The 20,509-nt window shown below is 72.4% G+C and carries 18 protein-coding genes; 7 read left to right on the forward strand and 11 right to left on the reverse strand.

Annotation, left to right across the window (positions count from 1 at the left end; all coding sequences use genetic code 11):
* Nucleotides 1-98 precede the first annotated feature (98 nt).
* The 3 genes from ACFXPK_RS21610 to ACFXPK_RS21620 form a co-directional block, all read right to left on the reverse strand.
* Nucleotides 99-1,535: a glutamate decarboxylase gene (locus tag ACFXPK_RS21610; protein ID WP_385077725.1), complete on the reverse strand. Its 1,437-nt coding sequence runs from the start codon at nt 1,533-1,535 to the stop codon at nt 99-101.
* A gap of 188 nt (nt 1,536-1,723) precedes the next feature.
* Nucleotides 1,724-2,941, reverse strand: a complete 1,218-nt coding sequence (locus ACFXPK_RS21615; RefSeq protein ID WP_385002449.1) for an ion channel protein — start codon at nt 2,939-2,941, stop codon at nt 1,724-1,726.
* A 218-nt stretch (nt 2,942-3,159) separates the two neighbouring features.
* Entirely contained in the window at nt 3,160-3,531 is a 372-nt protein-coding gene (locus tag ACFXPK_RS21620) for a YbjQ family protein (RefSeq protein ID WP_385002410.1), read from the reverse strand.
* A 200-nt stretch (nt 3,532-3,731) separates the two neighbouring features.
* Between ACFXPK_RS21620 and ACFXPK_RS21625 the strand changes: the two genes are divergently transcribed.
* The gene (locus ACFXPK_RS21625; protein ID WP_385002407.1) at nt 3,732-5,009 is read left to right on the forward strand and encodes a DedA family protein; all 1,278 of its coding nucleotides are present in this window, start codon (nt 3,732-3,734) and stop codon (nt 5,007-5,009) included.
* 98 nt (nt 5,010-5,107) lie between these two features.
* Here the strand turns inward: ACFXPK_RS21625 and ACFXPK_RS21630 are convergent, their stop codons facing one another.
* Complete coding sequence (locus ACFXPK_RS21630; RefSeq protein WP_385002404.1) at nt 5,108-6,790, reverse strand: threonine/serine exporter ThrE family protein; 1,683 nt, start codon at nt 6,788-6,790, stop codon at nt 5,108-5,110.
* Nucleotides 6,791-7,054: 264 nt separating this feature from the next.
* Nucleotides 7,055-7,549, reverse strand: a complete 495-nt coding sequence (locus ACFXPK_RS21635; RefSeq protein ID WP_003968257.1) for an inorganic diphosphatase — start codon at nt 7,547-7,549, stop codon at nt 7,055-7,057.
* A 168-nt stretch (nt 7,550-7,717) separates the two neighbouring features.
* Here ACFXPK_RS21635 and dacB point away from each other — a divergent pair, with 168 nt between their 5' ends.
* From dacB to folE, 6 genes are all read left to right on the forward strand, one after another.
* Complete coding sequence (gene dacB / locus ACFXPK_RS21640; protein ID WP_385077728.1) at nt 7,718-9,184, forward strand: D-alanyl-D-alanine carboxypeptidase/D-alanyl-D-alanine-endopeptidase; 1,467 nt, start codon at nt 7,718-7,720, stop codon at nt 9,182-9,184.
* 72 nt (nt 9,185-9,256) lie between these two features.
* A complete protein-coding gene (locus tag ACFXPK_RS21645) occupies nt 9,257-10,384 on the forward strand; it encodes a zinc-dependent metalloprotease (protein ID WP_385005822.1) in 1,128 nt (375 codons plus the stop codon).
* A 187-nt stretch (nt 10,385-10,571) separates the two neighbouring features.
* Nucleotides 10,572-11,618 (forward strand): tRNA lysidine(34) synthetase TilS, encoded by a 1,047-nt coding sequence (tilS, locus tag ACFXPK_RS21650; protein ID WP_385005824.1) that lies wholly within the window; start codon nt 10,572-10,574, stop codon nt 11,616-11,618.
* A gap of 93 nt (nt 11,619-11,711) precedes the next feature.
* Entirely contained in the window at nt 11,712-12,272 is a 561-nt protein-coding gene (hpt, locus tag ACFXPK_RS21655; RefSeq protein WP_385005826.1) for a hypoxanthine phosphoribosyltransferase, read from the forward strand.
* 201 nt (nt 12,273-12,473) lie between these two features.
* Nucleotides 12,474-14,501, forward strand: a complete 2,028-nt coding sequence (gene ftsH, locus ACFXPK_RS21660) for an ATP-dependent zinc metalloprotease FtsH (RefSeq protein WP_385005828.1) — start codon at nt 12,474-12,476, stop codon at nt 14,499-14,501.
* Between the two features lie 117 nt (nt 14,502-14,618).
* Complete coding sequence (gene folE, locus ACFXPK_RS21665; RefSeq protein ID WP_385005830.1) at nt 14,619-15,224, forward strand: GTP cyclohydrolase I FolE; 606 nt, start codon at nt 14,619-14,621, stop codon at nt 15,222-15,224.
* A 94-nt stretch (nt 15,225-15,318) separates the two neighbouring features.
* On the opposite strand, the gene ACFXPK_RS21670 is transcribed toward folE, so the two are convergent.
* The 6 genes from ACFXPK_RS21670 to ACFXPK_RS21695 form a co-directional block, all read right to left on the reverse strand.
* Entirely contained in the window at nt 15,319-15,873 is a 555-nt protein-coding gene (locus tag ACFXPK_RS21670) for a DUF3180 domain-containing protein (protein WP_385077734.1), read from the reverse strand.
* 51 nt (nt 15,874-15,924) lie between these two features.
* Entirely contained in the window at nt 15,925-16,539 is a 615-nt protein-coding gene (gene folK / locus ACFXPK_RS21675) for a 2-amino-4-hydroxy-6-hydroxymethyldihydropteridine diphosphokinase (RefSeq protein WP_385003842.1), read from the reverse strand.
* On the reverse strand, nt 16,536-16,895 hold the full coding sequence (gene folB, locus ACFXPK_RS21680) for a dihydroneopterin aldolase (protein ID WP_385003840.1): 360 nt from the start codon (nt 16,893-16,895) through the stop codon (nt 16,536-16,538). The genes folK and folB overlap by 4 nt, the downstream gene beginning before the upstream one ends.
* 192 nt (nt 16,896-17,087) lie before the next feature.
* Nucleotides 17,088-17,576 (reverse strand): nuclear transport factor 2 family protein, encoded by a 489-nt coding sequence (locus ACFXPK_RS21685; RefSeq protein ID WP_385003846.1) that lies wholly within the window; start codon nt 17,574-17,576, stop codon nt 17,088-17,090.
* Between the two features lie 8 nt (nt 17,577-17,584).
* Entirely contained in the window at nt 17,585-18,574 is a 990-nt protein-coding gene (folP, locus tag ACFXPK_RS21690; protein ID WP_385077737.1) for a dihydropteroate synthase, read from the reverse strand.
* A 62-nt stretch (nt 18,575-18,636) separates the two neighbouring features.
* On the reverse strand, nt 18,637-20,433 hold the full coding sequence (locus tag ACFXPK_RS21695) for a phosphatidylglycerol lysyltransferase domain-containing protein (RefSeq protein ID WP_385003838.1): 1,797 nt from the start codon (nt 20,431-20,433) through the stop codon (nt 18,637-18,639).
* Between the last annotated feature and the right edge of the window lie 76 nt (nt 20,434-20,509).

Consider the following 20,509-nt stretch of genomic DNA (forward strand, 5'->3'; position numbering starts at 1 on the left):
TTTCGCCCGGGGGGGGTACGGCGGGGGGCCCCGCCCCGCGGGCGCCCGGGCCCGCGGCCGGCCCCGGCGGGGCGGGCCACCACCCGCGTCCGGCCCGGTCAGTGGTGGAAGGCGGTGGCGGACGCCTTGTCGCGGCCCAGCGGGCGCTCCTGCGCGCGCAGTTCGGGCAGCACCCGCTTCAGATCGGCCACCAGCATCGCGGCCAGGTCGGCCGAGAAGCCGTTGCGGCAGACCACCCGCAGGACGGACAGGTCCTCGCGGTGCGCGGGGAAGGTGTACGCAGGCACCAGCCAGCCGTGTTCGCGCAGCCGCCGCGACACGTCGAAGACGTCGAAGTTCGTCACGCCGGGGGCGGTGGTGAAGGCGAAGACGGGCAGTTGGTCCCCCCGGGTGAGCAGCCGGAAGTCGCCCAGCCGCTCGATACGCCCCGCGAGGGTCGTGGCGATGTCCCGCGAGGTCTGCTGGACGGCGCGGTAGCCCTCCCTGCCGAGCCGCAGGAAGGTGTAGTACTGCGCGACGACCTGGGCGCCGGGGCGGGAGAAGTTCAGCGCGAAGGTGGGCATGTCGCCGCCCAGGTAGTTGACGCGGAAGACCAGCTCCTCGGGGAGTTCGGCGGGCGAGCGCCACAGCGCCCAGCCGACGCCCGGGTACACCAGCCCGTACTTGTGCCCCGAGGTGTTGATCGAGGAGACGCGCGGCAGCCGGAAGTCCCAGACCAGGTCCGGGTCGAGGAAGGGCGCGATCATGGCACCGGACGCCCCGTCGACATGGACGGGGACGTCGAGCCCCGTCCGTTCCTGGAGCGCGTCCAGCACCGCGCACAGCTCGGCGACCGGTTCGTACGAGCCGTCGAAGGTGGAGCCCAGGACGGTCACCACCCCGATGGTGTCCTCGTCGCAGAGGTCGGCGGCGGCCCGCGGGTCGAGGTGGAAGCGGTCGCCCTCCATGGGCACCAGCCGCGCCTCCACCTCCCAGAAGGCGCAGAACTTCTCCCAGCAGATCTGGACGTTGACGCCCATGACCAGATTGGGCCGGGCGGTCGCCGGATAGCGGGCCGTGTTCCGCTTGGCCCAGCGGCGCTTGAGCGCCAGCCCGGCGAGCATGCACGCCTCGCTGGACCCGGTGGTCGAGCAGCCGACGGTGGTCGCGGGGTCGGGGGCGTTCCACAGGTCGGCGAGCATCGCGACGCACCGCCGCTCCAGCTCGGCGGTGCGCGGGTACTCGTCCTTGTCGATCATGTTCTTGTCGCGGCACTCCGCCATCAGCACCCCGGCCTGCGGTTCCATCCAGGTGGTGACGAAGGTGGCCAGATTGAGCCGTGAGTTGCCGTCGAGCATCAGCTCGTCGTGGACGAGCTGATAGGCGGTGTGCGGCGGGATCGGGCCGTCGGGAAGCCGCTGGGTGGGTGGCGCCGAGGTCATCTCGCCGATGGGATCGGCCTCCCCGTAGAAGGGGTTGAGCGACAGCCGCCGCAGCTCCGCGCGGTCCTCCTCGGGAAGGTCGGCTGCCCTGTCCGTGCCTTGGTGGAGTGGCATCGGCGGATCTCCTCGGGTGGGTGCGTGCGTACGCCCCCCTCCGCGAGAATACGGACGAAAGCCGCGTACCGCCCGGTGGATGGTGCGGAGGTGGAGCGGGGGGGGGGGGGGGCGGGGCGCGCCGCCCCGGGGCCGGCGCTGTGGCGCTCTCCCCGCCGCGCCGCCCCCCCCCCCCCGCCGGCCCGGTGTCACCGCAGCGCCGTGCCGTCCTCGTGGAGCTGCATCTGCGGACGGCCGGTGACCAGCAGCCAGGCCGGGAGCACGGCCACGCAGAGCAGCGGCAGCACGGTGACGTCGGAGACCATGACCGCCGCGGTGAACAGGCTGAGCCAGCCCTGCCGGGTGACCGCGAGCAGGATCCCCAGCACACCGCAGACCACCCCCACGGCCGGCTGGACGGCCGGGACGAGGGCGTGCGCGCACAGGCCGAGCGCGACGCCCACGAAGACGGCGGGGAAGATCCGGCCGCCCCGGAACCCGCAGGAGGCCGCGGTGAGCAGGGCGGCCAGCTTCACCACCGTCATCAGCGCGAACGAACCGGCCGACCAGCCGTCCGGGTGGGCCGCCAGCGTCTTCACCTCGTCCAGCCCCTTGAAGAGCGTGAGCGGCCCGCCGAGCGCCCCCAGCAGCCCCAGCACCAGCCCGCCGGCGGTGAGCGTGAGCACGGGGTGCCCGATCCGCCGGAAGAGCGCGTGGACGTAGGGGAAGGCCCGGACCGCCACCATGCCGAGCGCGGCGGCCAGCGGGGCGATCACCAGCCCGGCCAGCAGATCGCTCCAGTGGGTGGCCGTGTACGGCGGCAGGTCCAGGTCGAAGACCGGGCGTGAGATCAGTACGGTGGTCAGTCCGCCCGCGCCGGCCGCGACCAGCGGGCCGAACAGCTTGTCCCAGAGCGAGCCGGGGCCCGGCCGCGCCGCCAGCGTCTCCGTGAGGATCAGCGCGGCGGCCACCGGAGTCCCGAAGAGCGCCCCGATGGTCCCCGCCGCGCCGAGGGCGACCCAGAGCGCGGCGGGGGCGCGCGGCGCCGCCTTGCGGCCGAGCCAGTACGCCAGGGCGATGTTGGCGGCGGTGATCGGGTTCTCCGGGCCGAGGCTGACCCCGCCGGCCAGCGCGAGTCCCGTGACGACCAGCAGTCCGGGCAGGACCCCGGGCGCCATCGGCGCGTCCACCAGCCCCGTGGTCGCCGGATCGGGGCCGGCGTGTCCGTACACGCACCGGACGACGATCCCCACCGCCAGCCCGGTCGCCGTGAGCATCACGATCACCCAGAGCGCCGAGTACCGGCCGATGCCGAGGGCGTCGGGGAGCGTCCCCCAGAGCACGTTCTTGAGCGCGTCCGCGGCCTCGCTCACCCCGAGCAGCACCAGCGCCGAGACCACCCCGACCACCAGGGAGGGCACGACCAGGGGGAGCAGGGCGCGGGCGGAGAGGGACGCGGGCGGGGCGGGGCGGGAGTTCGGACCGGAGCCAGAACCGGAGCCGGAGCCGGAGTCCGAGCCGGAACCGGGACCCGAAACGGAATCCGGACCGGAGCCAGAACCGGAGCCGGAGCCAGAACCGGAGCCGGAGTCCGGTCCGGGCGGGTTCGGGGGTGCCGGGGCGCCGTCGGCCATGTGCCGGCCGCCTACGTCTCGATCTCACTGATCACGACGGCTGTGCCGTACGCGCACACCTCCGTCCCGACGTCCGCCGCCTCCGTCACGTCGAACCGCATCATCAGGACGGCGTTGGCGCCTCGCGCGCGGGCCTGCTCGACCAGCCGGTCCATGGCCTGGTTACGGGTCTCCACGAGCGTCTTCGTCAGCCCCTTCAGCTCGCCGCCGATCATCGACTTGAGCCCGGCGCCGATCTGGCTGCCGAGATGGCGGGAGCGGACCGTGAGTCCGAAGACCTCGCCGATCACCCTCTCCACCCGGTACCCGGGTACGTCGTTCGTGGTGACGACCAGGACATCCGTCCCCGGGCCCTGGCCGCCGCCGTACTCCTCGATGCCCATCGCGCGTACCGCCTTCCTCCCGGACCCCGGGCGAGCCGTGTCAGGCACAGCTTTGTCCCCCTCTGCCCGGTGTGCATCCCGAGCGCAGGTGCCGGAGGGTGGGCGGAACCTGGGGGAGCGCCGGTCCGTTGATAGCTTGTGCGCGGCCGACCACGCCGAATCGACGATCGACCGACCAAAGACTCAGGAGTCCGGAAACCGTGACCACCCTTGCGCTCGGACCAAGCTGGCTGGACCCGGACTATCTGATCGGGACCTTCGGGCTGATCGGTGTCCTGGTCATCGTTTTCGCCGAGTCCGGTCTTCTCATCGGCTTCTTCCTGCCGGGGGACTCGCTGCTCTTCACCACGGGTCTGCTGGTCACGGCCGGCACCCTGAAGACGCCGCTCTGGATCGTCTGCGGGCTGATCGTGCTCGCCGCGATCGCCGGTGACCAGGTCGGATATCTCTTCGGCCGGAAGGTCGGGCCCGCGCTCTTCAAGCGGCCGGACTCCAAGTTCTTCAAGCAGGAGAACGTGGAGAAGGCGCACGACTTCTTCGAGAAGTACGGCCCCAAGTCGCTGGTCCTCGCGCGCTTCGTGCCCGTCGTCCGTACGTTCACGCCGATCATCGCCGGTGTGAGCCGGATGAACTACCGCTCGTTCATCACCTTCAACATCATCGGCGGCATCCTCTGGGGCGCGGGGGTCACGCTGCTGGGCGCCGCCCTCGGCAAGATCGCCTTCGTGCACGAGCACATCGAGATGATCCTCATCCTGATCGTGGTGATCTCGGTCCTGCCGATCGTGATCGAGATCCTGCGGGCGCGCTCGCAGTCCAAGAAGTCGGCCGGACAGGAGCCTGCGGGCGACGACGGACCGGTCGGCCCCGGCGCCGAGGCCATGGAGGGGTACGGCGCCCCCGTCGCCGCCGGTGCGCCCGCCCCCGGCACGCCCGGCGCGGAGACGATGCGGTTCCCGAAGATCACGGGCGCCTCCGGCCAGGACGGCGCGCACCGGGCGCCGGGTGGCTACGGCCAGGCCCCCGGTCCGTACCAGCAGGCCGGCGCGTACCAGGAGACCGGCGGCCACCAGGCCCAGGGCGGCTACGGCCAGGCCCCCGGTCCGTACCAGGCCCCCGCCGCGCAGCAGCACCCCAACCCGTACCAGGCGCCCGGCGGATACCAGGAGCAGCAGCAGGGCGGGTACCAGGGCCAGGGCGAGGGCGGATACCAGGGCCAGGGCGGGTACCAGGGCGCCCAGAACCCGAACCAGCACCCCGACCCGTACCAGCAGGGTCAGCAGTGGCAGCAGGCACCGCAGGGACAGCAGGGCGGTTACGGTCAGGCCCCCGGCCCGTACCAGGCCGAGCCCGGCGCCTACCAGGCCCCCGGCCCGTACCAGGCGCCGCACCCGCACCGGGGCCCCGGCGCCTCCGACGACGCGCCCGAGGGCCCCGACGACCCGCACGGCCGGCATGGCCGGCACGGCAGGCACTGACCTTCCCGCCCCACGGCCCCCGACCCGGCCCCGCACCCGCACGGTGCGGGGCCGAGCCATGTGCCGGACTCCCGAGCCGCGTACCCGGACGAAGGACCCTAGAACCCGCGCGTCCGCTTGGCCGCGCGGCGGCTCGACGCCCGCCCCGAGCCGGGCACCCGGAGGAACAGCCGGGAGATCTCCCCTCCCAGGTTCACCCCCACCGCGATCGCCAGCGCCAGCGCCACGGCCTGGGAGAGAGAGGCGAGCCCGCGGTCCAGCTCGTTCTGGGCGAAGCCCAGCAGCCCGAAGTACGTCGCGGAACCCGGCAGCAGCGGACCGATCGCCGCCGTGACGTACGGCAGCGCGGAGGCGAACTGGTAGCGCGAGAAGAGCTGTCCGAACAGGCCCACCACCCCCGCCGCGACCGCCGTGGAGGCCACCGGGGAGATCCGGCCGATGTCGTGCATCGCCGCGTAGACGACCCAGGCGATACCGCCGTTGAGCGACACCATCAGCACGGTGGAACGTTCCTGCTGGAGCAGGATCGCGAAGGCCAGACTCAGCGTCACCGCCGCCAGGGTCTGCGCCACCGGCCGTACGTCCGCGTGCAGCGCCGCCTCCGGGTTGAGCTGGGCGTGGAGCTGGACGCCCAGATAGAGCACGATCAGCACGCCGACGACGATCGCGATGAAGAAGTACATGACCTCCAGCAGCCGCGCCGCGGCGGTGATGTAGTAGCCCGTCAGGCCGTCCTGCACCCCGGCCACCAGCGCCCGCCCCGGCAGCAGCGCGAAGAGCCCACCGGTGATCACCGCGGAGGGGCGGCCCTCCCAGGACAGATGCGGCCCCAGCAGCGTCAGCGCCACCCCCAGCGCGGCGGGCGGCATCGCCGCCATCACGAACTGGTAGAACTCCGGCAGCCCGCGCCCCGCGCAGAGCCACGCGAGCCGGTCGCCCAGCATCGCGCCGAGCGCCGCGACCACGAAGACCAGCACGCTGCCGCCGACCAGCACCGAGGCGGAACCGGCCAGCAGCCCGCTCGCCGCGGTCAGCGCCCAGCCGGGGTAGGGGTGACGGTTTCGGCGGATCTCCGCGAGCCGCCGGTACGCCTCCTCCAGCGTGGTGTCCGTGTCCTCGGTGGTGATGTCGTCGATGAGCGTGTAGACGGCCGACAGCCGCGTGTAGTCGGTGCCCCGCCGCCGTACCGTCCTGCTGGCCGTCACCGGGTCGTCCACCAGCGACGGCTGATGGGAGATCGACAGCAGCGTGAAGGTGACGGTCGGCTCGCAGCGGTCGAGCCCGTACGCCCGGCTCACCGCGAACATCGCCGCCTCGACGTCCTCGGCGCCCTCACCGCCCGCGAGCAGCAACTCGCCGATGCGCAGCGTCAGGTCCAGCACGCGCGGGACTGCGGGCCCCTGGTCGTCGTGGCGCTGCACTATCTCCGGTACGGGGCGGTCCCCGACCGGCATCCGCAGCAGCGTCCGCATCCGGTCCTGCCAGGGCGCCTCCTTGCTCAGCGCGAACCGCGGCACACCGTGCGCCGGAGTGAACGCGGAAGACCCCGTCCCGGCACCCGCCCCCTGCAACACCCGCGTCCCGTCCGGCAGGTCGAAGGCCGACCCCTCGGGCTCCGGCGGCGGCTCCGTGCTGGTCCCGTCGGGGAGCGCGAACTCCGACGTCGGATGGTCGTCCTCGGGGAGCGGAGGCTGTTCCACCCCGAGCGGTGGGGTGAAGGCGCTGTGTGCCTCGTCCGACGGAGGCTTTCGGTCCTCGGACCCGTCCGGCTCGGCCACCACGGTCTGCGTCCTCACTCCCTGTCGTGCCACTCGGTGTCGTCCCGCTGCTGTCCCGTTACCCGCTCGTCGTCGTACCCGCTCGTCGCCGTCGCACCTGTCCCCGGCGCGGACAGTCCCCGGCGGTACGGCAGGTCGCGTCCGCTTTCCGTCAGTATGTGCACGGGGGAGGGGCGGGCACACGCGGACGGGCGGCGCACCCACGAGGGGTACGCCGCCCGTCGTCCGCCCGGCGGCCGTCCGCCGGTCACACGGTGGAGCCGCGCGTCAGTGCGCGCCGCCCTGCGCCTCCAGGCGCTTGTACGAGGCCTCGATCTCGGCCTCGGCCTCGGCGCGGCCGACCCAGTCAGCGCCCTCGACGGACTTGCCGGGCTCCAGGTCCTTGTAGACCTCGAAGAAGTGCTGGATCTCCAGGCGGTCGAACTCCGAGACGTGGTGGATGTCGCGCAGATGCTCCACCCGGGGGTCGGAGGCCGGGACGCAGAGCAGCTTGTCGTCGCCGCCGGCCTCGTCCGTCATCCGGAACATGCCGATGGCGCGGCACTTGATGAGACACCCGGGGAAGGTCGGCTCGTCCAGGATGACCAGCGCGTCCAGCGGGTCGCCGTCCTCGCCCAGGGTGTTCTCGACGAATCCGTAGTCCGCCGGGTAGCTGGTCGAGGTGAAGAGACGACGGTCAAGGCGGATCCGACCGGTCTCGTGGTCCACCTCGTACTTGTTCCGCGAACCCTTAGGGATCTCGATGGTGACGTCGAACTCCACGGGTGGCTCCTCCATGATCAACACAATGTCCGGGTGATGCTGCGGTCGCCGCTCCATGCCCCCCGGCCTGACAGGCCGTTACCGGCCGGGGTTGCCATGCTCGGGGCGAGGCGCAGTGGTTAAGTGTCCCCCACGCAGCAGTGTGATCGCGAAAGGGGCTGGTCAGCCGTGGTTGAGCCGAAAGCGTGGCAGGTCACGGCGGGTTCCGCCGCGCTCGGCCTCGCCCTCGCCGCCGTGGCGGTGGTCGCGGCGGGACCCTGGGACTCCGGTCAGCGTAAGGCCGAGCGGGAGTGGGCGGTCGCACAGAACCGCTCGGGTGGCGCACATCACGGACCTTCCGCGCCGCGCACGCCCGCGCCCGCCCCCAGCGCCGCCGGAGTGCTCAGCGCGCTCACCGCCCCGGGCACCCCCCGTACCGGGGTCGCTCCCGGCGGGACGTCACCCGCCGAACTCGCCCGCAGACTCGGCCCGCTGCTCGACGCGGAGGCGCTCGGCCCCTCCCGTACGGCGTCCGTCGTCGACACGGCCACCGGCGAGGTCCTGTACGGCAAGGGCGCCGCCACCCCGATGACCCCCGCCTCCACCGTCAAGATCGCGACCATGGTCGCCGCGCTCTCCGCGCTCGGCCCCGGCCACCGCATCCCCACCACCGTCATGGCCACCCCCGACCAGCGCACGCTCACCCTGGTCGGCGGCGGGGACGCCACCCTCGACCGGAAGCGGCTGGCCGACCTGGCCGGCGACACCGCCCGCGCGCTGCGCGACACCGGCATCACCAAGGTCGAACTGCGCTACGACACCTCCCTCTACTCGGGCCCCCGGGAACACCCCATCGGCCCCAACGACAACATCGCCCCCGTCGTCTCCCTGATGGCGGGACAAGGACGCCTCGACACGTCCACCACCGGCCCCGCCGCGCGCAGCGGCAACCCGGCCGGCGACGCCGCCCGTACCTTCGCCCATCTGCTGCGCGAACGCGGCGTACGCACCGCCCGGCCCCCCGCCACCGGCAAACCCGCCAAGGGCGCGGAACCGCTCGCGCGCACCTACTCGGCGCCCCTCTCCGACCTGGTCGAACGCGCGCTGACCGAGAGCGACAACGACATCGCGGAATCCCTCGCCCGGCAGACCGCCGTCGCCGCGGGCGAACCGGCGAGCTTCGCGGGCGCGGGCCGGGCCGTCACGGCGCAGCTCGCCACGTTGCGCGTGCCCCTCAAGGGGGCACGGTTCGCCGACGGCAGCGGACTCGACCGCAAGGACAGGGCGAGCGCCGCGCTGCTCACCGCCCTGCTCACCCGCGCCGCCGACCCGGACCGCCCGGAGCTGCGCCCCGTCCTCACCGGTCTGCCCGTCGCCGGCTTCACCGGCACCCTCAGGAGCCGGTACGGGGACGCCGCGCCCGCCGCCGGGCTCATCCGGGCCAAGACCGGCACGCTCACCGGCGTGGACACCCTGGCCGGCACCGTCGTCGACGGCGAGGGCCGCCTCCTCGCCTTCGCCTTCCTGGCCGGCGCGACGAAGGCCCCCGACACCGCCCGGACGGCCCTGGACCGGCTCTCCGCCGCCCTGGTCCCGCCCGCGGCCCCCGCACCCCCCGCCACCCCGCGCCCGGCCACGGGTTCCGCCGCCCCCTAGGGGACGAACCAAGGGAAGATCCGGGCGCCGCACACCTGACCGCACTCCGGGCCGAGCACGTACGGTTGACGCATGACGAGCATCGGTGGTGCAGAGATGGTCGACTGGAACCTCGCGGTGGCGACCGCGACCCGCCTCGCGCGGCCGGGACCCGAGGTCACCCGCGACGAGGCGCGCGAGATCGTCGCCGAGCTGCGGCGGCACGCCAAGGCGGCGGAGGACCACGTCCGCGGCTACACGAAGATGATCCCCGAGGGGCACGAGCCACCCGACACCCCGGTCCTGGTCGTCGACCGCGCGGGCTGGGTCAAGGCCAACGTGGCCGGCTTCCGCGAGCTGCTGAAGCCGCTGTTCGAGAAGATGCAGGAGCGCCGTCCCGGCGGCGCCGGCGGAGCCGTCATCGGCGCGGTCGGCGGCAAGGTCACCGGCGTCGAGGTGGGGATGCTCCTCTCCTTCATGTCCTCCCGGGTCCTCGGCCAGTACGAGACGTTCGCCCCCGCCACCCGCGATCTCCCGGCCGCCGCCGACGGCGGCCGGCTGCTGCTCGTCGCCCCCAACATCGTCCACGTCGAACGGGAACTGGACGTCGACCCGCACGACTTCAGGCTCTGGGTCGCCCTCCACGAGGAGACCCACCGCACCCAGTTCACCGGCGTGCCCTGGCTGCGCGACCACCTCCAGGGCGAGATCCAGTCGTTCCTCGACCAGACCGACGTCGACCCGATGACCGTCGTCGAGCGGCTGCGCGAGGCCGCCCAGTCCCTCGCGGGCGGACGCCCCGAGGGCGAGCGGGACGAGGACGGCAGGAGCATCGTCGAGCTGGTGCAGACCCCGGAGCAGCGCGAGATCCTGGGCCGCCTCACCGCCGTGATGTCCCTCCTGGAGGGCCACGCCGACTTCGTCATGGACGGCGTCGGACCGCAGGTCGTGCCCTCCGTCGGCGAGATCCGCGAGAAGTTCCAGCAGCGCAGGGCCCGCGGCGCCAGCCGTCTCGACCTCGCGCTGCGCAAGCTGCTCGGCCTCGACGCCAAGCTCCGCCAGTACCGCGACGGCGAGCGGTTCGTACGCGCCGTGGTCGAGGAGGTCGGGATGGACGGCTTCAACCGCGTCTGGACCTCGCCGAACACCCTCCCCACCAAGGCGGAGATCGCCAAACCGGCGGACTGGGTCGCACGGGTGCACCGCAAGGCGGATTCATGAACCGATGCTGACGTCTGGCAGGAGGACGCCTCAGGTATCACCCATCCGAGGGACCGTGGGTGAGGGATAGGCGTGCAATGCTCGGGTAATGGCTCGGTTCTGTCACCATCGACGCACTCTGAGTGACGCTCTCCGTCCGTTCTCCGACCGAGGCACCCCCCAAATAACATCACGAAGGGCACCGGATATGGGTCCCCATCCTGCGGTCGCGGCGATACGCCTGGCGGTCCGCCGCGTACTCCACGAGGTCCTCACCGACCACGCCGAACTCCTCTCCCCCACCCCGCACGCCTCCGCCACCTCCCCCCACGGCGCCGACGGGCCCCCGCTCGTCCTCGTCGCCTGCTCCGGCGGCGCCGACTCCATGGCGCTCGCGTCCGCCCTCGCCTTCGAGGCGCCCAAGCTCTCCGTACGGGCGGGCGCCGTCACCGTCGACCACGGCCTCCAGGCGGGCTCCGACCTCCGCGCCGCCGAAGTCGTCGCCCGGCTCGGCGCCATGCGCCTCGACCCCGTCGAATCCGTCGCCGTCACCGTGGGGCGCGACGGCGGGCCCGAGGCCGCCGCCAGGGACGCGCGCTACGCCGCCCTCGACGCCGCCGCCGAACGCCACCGCGCCGCCGCCGTCCTCCTCGGCCACACCCGCGACGACCAGGCCGAGACGGTCCTCCTCGGCCTCGCCAGAGGATCCGGCACCCGCTCCCTGTCCGGTATGGCGGCCGTCTCGGGGGCGGCCGGACGCTACCGGCGCCCCTTCCTCCAGCTCGACCGGCAGACCGCACGCAAGGCGTGCCTGGTCCAGTCCATCCCCGTCTGGGACGACCCCCACAACACCGACCCCGCCTACACCCGCTCACGGCTGCGCCACGAAGGGCTGCCGGCCCTGGAGAAGGCTCTCGGCAAGGGCGTGGTCGAGGCCCTGGCCCGTACCGCACAGCTCTCCCGCGACGACGCCGACGCCCTCGACGCCTGGGCCGCCGACGCGGAGGCGGCCGTACGGGACGACACGGGGCAACTCGCCTGCGCCCGGCTGTACGCGCTGCCGCCCGCCGTCCGCCGCCGGGTGCTGCGCCGGGCGGTCATCGACGCGGGCGCCCCCGCCGGTTCGCTGTTCGCCCGTCACATCGAAGAGGTCGACCGCCTGATCACGGGCTGGCGCGGCCAGGGAGCCATCAATCTGCCCGGCCGCGTGGAGGCCAGGAGGCAGGGTGGCAGACTGGTCATCCGGCAGGGCTGAAGCGCTGATGCACTACGGCTGTGTCTCCCGGGCCGCCAGGACGTGTTCGAGCAGTCCCGTCCGGCCCCGGACCGCTGGCCGACAACGAAAGTGATGCGGGTGGACGACAAGGACATGGGCAACGACCTCCAGTCGGTGCTCATCACCAAGGAAGAGATCGACGCGAAGCTGGCCGAACTGGCCGCGAAGATCGACGCGGAATACGCAGGCAAGGATCTGCTTCTCGTCGGTGTCCTCAAGGGCGCCGTGATGGTCATGGCGGACCTGGCGCGCGCCCTGTCCACCCCGGTGACGATGGACTGGATGGCCGTCTCCTCGTACGGGGCGGGCACCCAGTCCTCGGGCGTGGTCCGGATCCTCAAGGACCTGGACACGGACATCAAGGGCAAGCACGTCCTCATCGTCGAGGACATCATCGACTCGGGGCTGACCCTCTCGTGGCTGCTCTCCAACCTCGGTTCGCGGGAGCCGGCCTCGCTGGAGGTCTGCACCCTGCTCCGTAAGCCGGATGCCGCAAAGGTCTCGATCGACGTCAAATGGATCGGCTTCGACATTCCCAATGAGTTCGTCGTCGGATACGGACTGGATTACGCGGAGAAGTACCGCAACATTCCCTTTGTCGGTACCCTCGCGCCGCATGTCTACGGCGGTTAGCCGGGGGGCCGGGCCGGGGCGCGGCGACCGCCGCCGGGAACCTCAGCCCGGCTCGCGCCGTTGGAGCAGGGGGAGACGGGTTCGTCAGCCTTCCCGTGCGGTCGCGGGCCATGATGCTGGGGTACCTTCCCAGGAACAGTCTTTTCTCACAGCAGCATTTACCTACGGGCAGGAGGGACGGGGCGACTTCGCTCCGTATGGATGGACGTGAAGCGATACTTCCGTGGGCCGGTCATGTGGATCGTGCTGGCCGTCCTCGCCGTGGTCGTGTTGATGCAGGTCGTCGGCTCGTCGGGCGGCTACAAGACGGTGGACACCGGTGAGGTCGTCCAGGCGATCGACAAGAACCAGGCCGAGCAGGTCAAACTGACCACCGGCGACGACCAGATCATCAAGGTCGACCTCAAGGACGGCCTGAAGGTCAAGGGCAGCGACAAGATCCAGGCCAGCTACATCGGCAATCAGGGATCCTCGCTGGCCGCAACGCTCCAAACGAAGTTCCAGAACGGTGACATCACCAAGGGCTACACGGTCTCGCCTTCGAAGCAGAGCCCGTTCCTCTCGGTGCTGTTCTCGCTGCTGCCCTTCGTGCTGATCGTCGTGGTCTTCCTGTTCCTGATGAATCAGATGCAGGGCGGCGGCTCCCGCGTCATGCAGTTCGGGAAGTCCAAGGCCAAGCTCATCACCAAGGACACCCCGAAGACGACCTTCGCCGATGTGGCCGGGTCGGACGAGGCGGTCGAGGAACTCCACGAGATCAAGGAATTCCTCCAGGAGCCCGCGAAGTTCCAGGCCGTCGGCGCCAAGATCCCGAAGGGTGTGCTGCTCTACGGCCCGCCCGGTACGGGCAAGACGCTGCTGGCGCGTGCCGTCGCGGGCGAGGCCGGGGTGCCGTTCTACTCGATCTCGGGCTCCGACTTCGTCGAGATGTTCGTCGGTGTCGGTGCCTCCCGGGTACGTGACCTCTTCGAGCAGGCCAAGGCGAACGCCCCGGCGATCGTCTTCGTGGACGAGATCGACGCCGTCGGCCGGCACCGCGGCGCGGGCCTCGGCGGCGGGCACGACGAGCGCGAGCAGACGCTGAACCAGCTCCTGGTGGAGATGGACGGCTTCGACGTGAAGGGCGGCGTCATCCTGATCGCCGCCACCAACCGGCCGGACATCCTCGACCCGGCGCTGCTGCGCCCGGGCCGGTTCGACCGCCAGATCGCCGTCGACCGTCCGGACATGCAGGGCCGTCTGGAGATCCTCAAGGTCCACCAGAAGGGCAAGCCGGTCGCCCCGGACGTCGATCTGGGCGCTGTCGCCCGTCGTACGCCCGGCTTCACCGGTGCCGACCTGGCGAACGTGCTGAACGAGGCCGCGCTCCTGACGGCGCGCGGTGACGGGAAGCTCGTCGACAACCACGCCCTGGACGAGGCGATCGACCGCGTCGTGGCGGGCCCGCAGAAGCGGACCCGGATCATGTCCGAGAAGGAAAAGAAGATCACCGCGTACCACGAGGGCGGTCACGCCCTGGTCGCCGCGGCGTCTCCGAACTCCGACCCGGTGCACAAGATCACGATCCTGTCCCGCGGCCGGGCCCTGGGTTACACCATGGTCCTGCCCGACGAGGACAAGTACTCGACCACGCGCAACGAGATGCTCGACCAGCTCGCCTACATGATGGGCGGACGCGCGGCGGAGGAGCTGGTCTTCCACGACCCGACCACCGGCGCGGCCAACGACATCGAGAAGGCCACGGCCACGGCGCGGGCCATGGTCACGCAGTACGGCATGACCGAGCGGCTCGGCGCGATCAAGTTCGGCGGCGACAACACCGAACCGTTCCTCGGCCGGGAGATGGCGCACCAGCGCGACTACTCGGAAGAGGTCGCGGCGCTGGTCGACGAAGAGGTCAAGAAGCTCATCGAGACCGCGCACAACGAGGCGTGGGAGATCCTCGTCGAGAACCGTGACGTACTCGACAATCTGGTCCTGGCGCTCCTGGAGAAGGAGACGCTCAACAAGGAACAGATCGCGGAGATCTTCTCGACCATCGTGAAGCGCCCGTCCCGTCCGGCGTGGACCGGCTCGTCCCGGCGTACCCCGTCGACGCGTCCGCCGGTGCTCTCGCCCAAGGAGCTGGCGCTCACCAACGGTGCCGCCGGCGCCAACGGCGGGCTCCCCTCCGTGACCTCCGGCGAGACGCCCACCGAGGCGCTTCCCGAGGACCGCCCGGAGAGCTGACAGCGGGCCGGGTCCCCTCCGAGGGCCCGGAATGGATGCCGCGTCGCCCAGGTTTTAGCCTGGGGGGCGCGGCATCCGTATGTCCGCACACGAGAACGGCACAGGAACGAGGCACACATGACCGACCCGGTGACGCTGGACGGGGAGAGCCCCATCCGCGAATTCGACGAGAAGCGGGCCGAGAATGCCGTGCGCGAGCTGCTGATCGCGGTCGGGGAGGACCCGGACCGCGAGGGGCTGCGGGCGACGCCGGGCCGGGTGGCACGCGCGTACAAGGAGATATTCGCCGGGCTGTGGCAGAACCCGGAGGATGTGCTGACCACGACGTTCGACCTGGGCCATGACGAGATGGTCATGGTGAAGGACATCGAAGTGACCTCGACCTGTGAGCACCACCTCGTGCCGTTCGTCGGGGTCGCGCACGTCGGCTACATCCCCTCCACCGATGGCAAGATCACCGGGCTGTCGAAGCTGGCCCGGCTCGTGGACGTCTTCGCCCGCAGGCCGCAGGTCCAGGAGCGGCTGACGACGCAGATCGCCGAGTCCGTGATGGAGATCCTGGAGCCGCGCGGGGTGATCGTGGTCGTCGAGTGCGAGCACATGTGCATGTCGATGCGCGGGGTGCGCAAGCCCGGGGCGAAGACCATCACCTCGGCGGTACGGGGCCAGCTCCGCGACCCGGCGACCCGCGCGGAGGCGATGGGCCTGATCCTGGCCCGCTGAGCGCCCGGACGGAACCGGGACCCCGGACGGACCCGGGACAGGCCCGCCCGTCGGCCGCTCACGGCGACAGGGGGCGGGTGGGGTGGTGCAGAGGTCAGGCGGCGGGGCCGGCCGGGGCCGCGCCGTTCTTGGGGTCGTCGCCGTCCTCGGGGAGCTTGCAGACCCGCTCCAGGAAGAACGCCGCGACGATCACCGCGATGCCCGCCAGCACCGAGAAGCCCGCGTAGATGGCCTGGTCACGGCGGGCGGGGATGTCGAGGGAGCCGAGCAGGAAGACCCCCGTACCGCCGTACATGCCGGAGACCAGGGCGGCGACCAGCGCGCTCGCCTGGCCGAAGACCACGGCGCGCGCCGCCATCAGCGGGTCCACGCCCTGGGCGCCGGGGCGGGGGGGCGGGCCGGCGGTCGAGGGAGGGGGCCCCCCGAACTGGGGCGGGGGCGCGGGCCCCGCGGGGGGGCGCGGGCGCGCGCCCCCCCGCGACAGGGCCGTCGCGGCGAGGACCGCGGCGATCGCGGCGAGCACGATGGGCGCCGCGAGCGGGACGCTCGGCAGGGTCCCGAACGCGTCCCAGAGGCGGGCGGCGGCCCAGGAGAGCACGCCGGCCACCACGAACAGGCCGGCGAGGACGCCGATCCGCAACTGCTTCACCGAGTAAGCCGCCCTTCACACCTCGCCGTACCGATCCGCAGAGCCTAACGACTATTCGGGCAGGCGCAGTTCCAGGTCGGACCGGGGCTGCACACCGTCCTGGCCGACGTCGGTCAGCAGCTCCGCCACCGGACCGCGGCCCGGGACCCGTGCCTCCGGGTCCACGTCGTGCCACGGGGCGAGGACGAAGGCGCGCTCATGGGCGCGGGGGTGCGGCAGGGTGAGCTGCGGGTCGTCCGAGACGACGTCCGCGTACGCCAGGATGTCCACGTCGATCGTGCGCGGCCCCCAGCGCTCGTCACGGACCCGGTCGAAGGCTTCCTCGATGGCCTGGCCGCGCTCCAGCAGCGAGGAAGGCGGCAGCGTCGTCCTGATGACCACCACCGCGTTGAAGTACGACGGCTGTGTGCCGGGGTCGACGCCCCAGGGCTCCGTCTCGTACACCGGGGAGACCGCTTTGACCCGGACGCCCGGGGTGTCCTCCAGGGCGTCGATGGCGCCCTGGATCGTCTCCAGCCGGTTCCCGAGGTTGGAGCCGAGGGCGACCACGGCGCGCTGCGGGTTGGACAGGGTGCTGTCCGCGGCGTCCACCTGGGCGACCACGGAGGCGGGCACCGGCTGGACCGTGGGGTCGCTCTGCGGCCCGTTCGAGGAAAACAGACTCATACTCGGCTCCGGGTGATGGTGATGGTCACGTCGTCGAAGGGCACGGTGATCGGGGCGTCCGGTTTGTGCACGACGACCTCGACCTCCTGGACGCCGTCGTGTTTCAGGCAGCTCCTGGCGATGCGCTCCGCCAGCGTCTCGATCAGATTGACGGGCTCTCCCTGGACGACCCCCACGACCTCCTCCGCCACGATGCCGTAGTGGACGGTCTTCGCCAGGTCGTCGTCGGCCGCCGCCGCCCGGGTGTCGAGGCCGAGCACCAGGTCCACGATGAAGGTCTGGCCCTCTTCGCGCTCCCGGGGGAAGACGCCATGGTGCCCACGGGCCTTGAGGCCGCGCAGCGCGACACGATCCACGCGAATCACTCCTGCTTCGTTTGTCGTCGGGGCACACGGTCGCGAGCGGGGGCGGCTCGGTGCCCACGTTTGAATCTACCCGCGGGCACCGACAGTGCCGTCCCGCGGGGGTGACGGGTGGGGCGCCGCACGACTGGTAGCCGCCCCTACCCGCCGTTTCCCGCCGCCAATCCATACCGGGCGGTTACCCGCTCACGTGGGGGGTACGTCGTCCGCCTCCCCGTCCTCCTCGCCTGTTTCGGTCAGTACGGGGGAACCGTGGTGCGACCAGACCTTCCACCCCTCCGGCGTGCGCCGGAACACGTTCGTCGCGACGACGAGCTGCCCGACCAGCGGCCCCAGCTCACCGGCCGACTCGGCGGGGCCCCCGCTGAGGATGTTCTCGGTGCAGGTCACCACGGCGGTGTCGGCGTTCACGGAGACCGCGACATCGGTCAGGAAGAACTGGATGTACTCGGTGTGCGCCATGATCAGGGCGTACGAGCGCAGCACGTCGCCGCGTCCGCTCAGCACCGGCCAGCCCGGGTGGACGCAGGAGACGCCGGAGTCCTCGCCGTCCAGCCAGAGCCCCGACAGGGCCTCCAGATCGCCGCGCTCCATCGCCTCGTAGAAGGCGGTGTTGGCCCGCTCGACCCGTTCGCGCTCCGTCAGCCCGCTGTCGTCCGGCGCGCCGCTCTCCATCCGGGCGGTCACCGGGCGTCCCCGGCGGGGCCGTGGGCGCCCTCGACGGCGCGTGCCACCCGTACCGCGTCGGCCGTGGCCCGTACCTCGTGGACCCGGACCGCCCAGGCGCCCTGGTGGGCGGCTATCGCGGAGACCGCCGCCGTGGCCGCGTCGCGCTCGCGGGCGGGCGGCGGGGAGCTCTCGCCGCCCGCGAGGACATGGCCGAGGAACCGTTTCCGGGAGGCGGCGACCAGCAGCGGCCGGCCGAGGGAACGCAGCTCGGGGAGGTGCGCGAGGAGCGCCAGGTCGTGTTCGGCCTGCTTGGCGAAGCCGAGACCGGGGTCGACGACCAGGCGCTCGGGGGCGAGACCGCCGGCGATCACGGCGTCCATCCGGTCGCGCAGCTCCGCCACCACCTCGGCGACGACATCCGTGTAGACCGCGCGGCTGTTCATGCTCTGGCTGAAGCCGCGCCAGTGCATCACGACGAACGGCACCTCCGCGGCGGCCACGGCGGGCACCATCGCCGGGTCGGCGAGCCCGCCGCTGACATCGTTGACCAGGGCCGCGCCGGCGGCGACGGCCTGCTCGGCGACGCGGGCGCGCATGGTGTCGACGGAGACGGTGACGCCCTCGGAGGCCAGATCGCGCACGACGGGGACGACACGCCGCAGCTCCTCGTCCTCGTCGACCCCGCGCGCGCCGGGCCGGGGCGGCGCGCCGCCGACGTCCCCCCCGTGGGGCCCCCCGCCGGCGAGGTCGCGGGCGCGGGTTTCGGGGGGGGGGGGGTGGTATCCCCGCGCCCCGCGCCGCCCCCGGCACACTCCCCCCCCCCCGTCCCCCAGGCGGGCGCCCGCGCCGACGAGGTCGAGGCCGCGTTTGACGGCGGCGGTGGTGTCGAACCAGCGACCGCCGTCGGAGAAGGAGTCGGGCGTCACGTTGACGACCCCCATGACCGCACACCGGTCCCACCCCGGCAGCCCCTGCACCGTGCCCCGCCCACGCAACGTACTCATATGCCCCACCCTAGGCGTTCTGCCGATCCGCGGACCTGGTGGGGAAGGCCCGGACCGCCGTCCTACGCCGTGCGGACCCCGGGGTCGGACGGGGCGGTGGCGGGGGTGGCGCGGTCGTCGTGGCGGGTGCGGGTCAGGCGGCGCAGGGGGCGCGGGAGCGACAGGGTGACGAAGCCCTCCGCCTGCATCGCGGCGAAGCCGATCCGCGGCAGGTCGCCGGTGGAGCGGAAGACCACGTAACGCGGCTCCCAGCGGGGCTGGAACTTGGCGTTGAAGCGGTACAGCGACTCGATCTGGAACCAGCGCGAGAGGAAGACCAGCAGACCGCGCCAGCCGCGCAGCACGGGGCCCGCGCCCAGCCGCTCGCCGCGGGCGAGCGCCGAGCGGAACATCGCGAAGTTGAGCGAGACCCGCACCACCCCGAGCGCGGGCGCGGCGTGCAGCGCGGCGACGATCAGCAGTTCGTTCATGCCCGGGTCGGCGGCGCGGTCGCGGCGCATCAGGTCCAGGGACATCCCGTCCGTCCCCCACGGCACGAAGTGGAGGACGGCCTTCAGGTCGCCGTACGGGCCCGGCCCGCCCGGTCCGTCCTCGCCCGGCTTGTGCGCGGTGGCGATCACGGAGTCGCCGTCGGCGGGGTCGCCGATCCGGCCGAGCGCCATGGAGAAGCCGCGCTCCGTGTCCGTACCGCGCCAGTCGTCGGCGGCGGCGCGGATCCGGGCCAGCTCGCCCTCGGAGAGGTCACGGACGCGCCGTACGCGGGTCTCGTAGCCGGCACGCTCGATGCGCGTCACCATCTGGCGTACGTTGCGCATCGCGCGGCCGCGCAAGGAGAAATCCGGCACGTCCACCACCGCTTCGTCGCCCAGCTCCAGCGCGTCGAGCCCGGTCTCGCGGGTCCAGACCTCGCCGCCGGTCTCGCCGCACCCCATCACGGCGGGGGTCCAGGAGTGGGCCTTCGCCTCGTCCATGAAGCGTTCGATGGCGCCGGGCCACGCCTCCACGTCACCGATGGGGTCGCCGCTGGCGAGCATCACCCCGGAGACGACGCGGTAGCAGATGGCCGCCTTGCCGCTGGGGGAGAAGACCACGCCCTTGTCGCGGCGGAGCGCGAAGTGGCCCAGGGAGTCGCGGCCGCCGTGCCGTTCGAGCAGGGCGCGCAGCCGCTTCTCGTCGTCCTCGGTGAGGCGCGCGACCGGGTGCTCGGGGCGGAAGGCGAGGTAGACGGTGGTGAGCGCGGTGAGCAGACCGAGCGAGCCGAGGGAGTAGCCGACGGTGCCGCTGACCATCCCCCTGTAGTCGATGGGACCGTCGAAGCCGAACAGGCCGTACAGCACGTGTTCGAGCCGTTCGGACAGGCCGGGGTTACCGATGGTCCGGTGCGGGTGGACGCTGACGATGACCAGGCCGAGCCCGATGGAGCCCGCCCCCATGAGGACGAAGTTGGCCAGTGCCCGCCAGCGGCTGCGCGGGTCGGGCAGGGCCGCGAACTCCCCCCGGTGGTGTACGAGAAGGGCGAGCAGGCCCAGCGAGAGCAGGGCGCCGATGACCGAGTGGCGGTAGGCGAACTGCGCCACGGTGCCGGCCGGCAGCAGGAACACCGCGGCCCGCCACGCCCGGCGCTTGCGCCGTTTGAGCCCGTGCGCGAGCAGCAGCAGGAGTACGCCGGCGCTCAGTGAGAGCGCGGCGGCGAAGGGTCCGAGCGCCCCGGGCAGCACCTCGGCGAAGGAGTGCATCCGGCTGTTGCGGAAGCGCGGGAAGACGCCGGCGGCGATGTCGACGAGCCCGATGAGGGCGCAGGCCGTACCGACGAGCGAGGGGACCGACTCGGGGCGCGGACCGCGGAGCAGGCGGCGCACCGCGGACGGGGGCCGCTGCGCCGGCCCGTCGGAACGCGCCGGCCGGTCGGCCCGGGTCGAACCGCCGGAACGCGTC

This window comes from Streptomyces sp. NPDC059142 (assembly GCF_042755665.1).
Classification (GTDB): Bacteria; Actinomycetota; Actinomycetes; order Streptomycetales; family Streptomycetaceae; genus Streptomyces.

Coding starts and splice junctions, on each gene's coding strand:
- ACFXPK_RS21645 (WP_385005822.1), top strand. CDS start 9,257: ATGACGAGCATCGGTGGTGCAGAGATGGTCGACTGGAACCTCGCGGTG.
- hpt (WP_385005826.1), top strand. CDS start 11,712: ATGCGGGTGGACGACAAGGACATGGGCAACGACCTCCAGTCGGTGCTC.
- ACFXPK_RS21620 (WP_385002410.1), bottom strand. CDS start 3,531: ATGGGCATCGAGGAGTACGGCGGCGGCCAGGGCCCGGGGACGGATGTC.
- tilS (WP_385005824.1), top strand. CDS start 10,572: ATGGGTCCCCATCCTGCGGTCGCGGCGATACGCCTGGCGGTCCGCCGC.
- folK (WP_385003842.1), bottom strand. CDS start 16,539: ATGAGTCTGTTTTCCTCGAACGGGCCGCAGAGCGACCCCACGGTCCAG.
- ftsH (WP_385005828.1), top strand. CDS start 12,474: ATGGACGTGAAGCGATACTTCCGTGGGCCGGTCATGTGGATCGTGCTG.
- folE (WP_385005830.1), top strand. CDS start 14,619: ATGACCGACCCGGTGACGCTGGACGGGGAGAGCCCCATCCGCGAATTC.
- ACFXPK_RS21610 (WP_385077725.1), bottom strand. CDS start 1,535: ATGCCACTCCACCAAGGCACGGACAGGGCAGCCGACCTTCCCGAGGAG.
- ACFXPK_RS21685 (WP_385003846.1), bottom strand. CDS start 17,576: ATGGAGAGCGGCGCGCCGGACGACAGCGGGCTGACGGAGCGCGAACGG.
- folP (WP_385077737.1), bottom strand. CDS start 18,574: ATGAGTACGTTGCGTGGGCGGGGCACGGTGCAGGGGCTGCCGGGGTGG.